Genomic DNA, 1,734 nt, shown 5'->3' with positions numbered 1-1,734 from the left:
AGCTACGACGTTGCTGAAGAGACCCGCAATCAGGTGGCCCTGCCTTGGTATGCCCAAGTAGGTGCGACCAGCCCTCAAGTTATTGGTGCTTCCAAAGGCGCGGCTGCCATGGCTCTTTTTACTGAGCGTGTGGGTCAAGATCGTCCTTGGGACCATAAGCCGATACTCGCCGAGAAATACAATGGTGTCGTCTACCACAAACAGGGCGATTACGATTACTTCTATGATATTTGGTCGAACATCCACTACGGATACGTCGGGCGAGCTGGTGGACTTTCCGAAAGCATCCTTCTGGATGGCGCCGGGGCCGAGCAAATCGTTTCGGACACACTCAGAAAAGTGGGTGAGGTCCTAAAAAAACCTAAAGAGGAAAGGAGACTTCCGGGGCCTAATCGCTCGGTCGACATTGACGGGCTCCGTGCATGGGACGACGCACCAGACCGGACTTCCATCAGCATAGGTATCAAGCTATTCAGTCAGCATCCTAACGGGGGAGTTACAGCAAAAATGGTCATGAACGAAGTTTTGGCAGTACCACCGGAAGCATGGGGGGCAGGCATCCGTGAACACAAATGCAAGCAAAACTAAAATTAGGTTTGGCCGGTGGGCGTTTGCCGTTCTATTGGCTTTTCCCATTGCATTTTGGTACTTGGCTTCGCCAGTCGTGGCAGTCAATTTTTCACATGAAGGAAAGGAAGATTTTCGATACATCTGGAATACACAGCATCGAATCTATAAGGGCGAAATGCCCATAGGAGGCGGCGCATCCGTTGAGTGGGGCCACATTTTTCCCGATAAGGATTTCTTCATGAGGTTCGACTGGTGGACCGACAAGGGGGCGCAAAGGTGTTTCTATGTGACGCCGGAATGGGGGCGGATGATAGATATTTACCTCGATGCTAAAGGTCGAATCGACACTGCTGTGACTGCGCCTGACGTTATCAATCGTTTAAAACAATGTGCTGGCGAACCTGACCCCTTCCGGCCCTAGGCGCCTACTAAAGCGTCCTGTCGGCGTCACGGCAAGTTCATCGATTAATCTCTTCAAGCAGCATCCTAATGTTGGCATAGCAGTCAAAACGGTGATGGACGAGCTTCTATCGGTTCACCACAAAGTGGGGAGCAGGTGCTCAAGTCTGTAAGGGTCACATGCCCGTAGCTGGCGGCAATGTAAATCGGCAAACCTGACGAAAAGATTCCGCAACCATTTGGAACCGTTACGCCTTGTAGCCCTGGATGTACTGCCGCGAGGATTTAAGGAAGCTCAAGCGGATCACCCTGTTGTGGGATTACATCCGCTCAGTGACTGAGCAGAATCAGGGTTTGTTGATGGGCGTAGGGCGGGAGATGCTGTTTGCCGACTGACACTCTTTTAGGGAAGATGGCTTTCCCCGCGCCAGTTTTTAGGGCTGGTTATTGTTTATGGACGAAAGACACAAGGACGATGCTCAATGATTTCTTCTGCTCGACTGGGTGACAAACACGTCTGCCCATTGCCCGGCCACGCACCACCCCTATCGCCTCTGCATCTGCTGACACCAACATCAACTTTATGGGCTCAGCCCGGGTTGGCGATACCTGTGGGTGTGGTGCAGTCATCACTACAGGCTTTCCTTCCATTCAGGTAAATGGCCGTCCCATGGCCCATTTAGGGAGCCCAACCAGTCACGGCGGGACAATCATCACTGGCTCAGGAGATGTCGGGGGTGGTTTTGTCATGGGGGACGCTGGTGG

The 1,734-nt window shown here is 52.5% G+C and carries 2 protein-coding genes and 2 pseudogenes; all 4 read left to right on the top strand.

From position 1 onward, the window contains the following. Positions 1-588 (top strand): polymorphic toxin type 44 domain-containing protein (locus DU29_RS0127265; RefSeq protein WP_028624538.1); only part of this gene is annotated, 588 nt, incomplete at its 5' end. Next, positions 563-991, top strand: a complete 429-nt coding sequence (locus DU29_RS0127260) for a hypothetical protein (protein WP_236645664.1) — start codon at positions 563-565, stop codon at positions 989-991. The genes DU29_RS0127265 and DU29_RS0127260, both read left to right, overlap by 26 nt. Positions 992-1,233: 242 nt before the next feature. Continuing rightward, positions 1,234-1,365, top strand: a pseudogene (locus DU29_RS1000000131900) (LysR family transcriptional regulator); the annotation flags it as partial. 86 nt (positions 1,366-1,451) lie between these two features. Next, positions 1,452-1,734 (top strand): annotated as a pseudogene (locus DU29_RS1000000131895) (PAAR domain-containing protein); the annotation flags it as partial.

This window comes from Pseudomonas sp. Ant30-3, from assembly GCF_000690905.1.
Taxonomy (GTDB): domain Bacteria; phylum Pseudomonadota; class Gammaproteobacteria; order Pseudomonadales; family Pseudomonadaceae; genus Aquipseudomonas.
The sequence above is the reverse complement of the archived record's forward strand: the minus strand, read 5'-3'. Positions and strand labels throughout refer to the sequence as shown.